Annotated in this window: 1 protein-coding gene; it reads right to left on the minus strand. The window is 56.2% G+C overall.

What is annotated here, in order from left to right; genetic code table 11:
• Nucleotides 1-137 precede the first annotated feature (137 nt).
• On the minus strand, nt 138-457 hold a 320-nt coding region (locus M3175_RS25980), incomplete at its 5' end, for a ThiF family adenylyltransferase (RefSeq protein WP_251524595.1).

Below are 457 nucleotides of genomic sequence, written 5' to 3' on the forward strand. Positions count from 1 at the left end.
GCCTTTCAGGAAGACGACGGTGCGGATCCCTGGGCCGTCATGGGTGGAATAGCGCTGGATGTTGAAGATCATGGCTTATCCTCTTGTTTGCGTATGAATATAAAAACACTTTCGAATGAAAGTTATGTTGACGCAAATCAACAAGCGGGATGGGGATAAGTCAGAGAGGAGAAAATAACGAGAGCGGTCACAAAACCACCGGCGACTCTCGTCGCCGGTGTGGGGGTCAGTGCGAGCCGCATACCCTCGCACTGCGGGTGACGCATCAGCCTCATTTCGCGAAACTGGCAGGTCATGGCATCGTAGATGACGATTTTTCCGCTGGCAGGGGTGCCGTAGCCGCTCAGCAGCTTAATCGCCTCCATCGCCTGCAGCGAACCGATGGTGCCTACCAGCGGGGCCATTACCCCGGCTTCGACGCAGGTGAGGGCATTTTCGCCGAACAGACGGCTCAGGC

This window comes from Robertmurraya korlensis (assembly GCF_023715225.1).
Taxonomy (GTDB): Bacteria; Bacillota; Bacilli; order Bacillales; family Cytobacillaceae; genus Robertmurraya_A.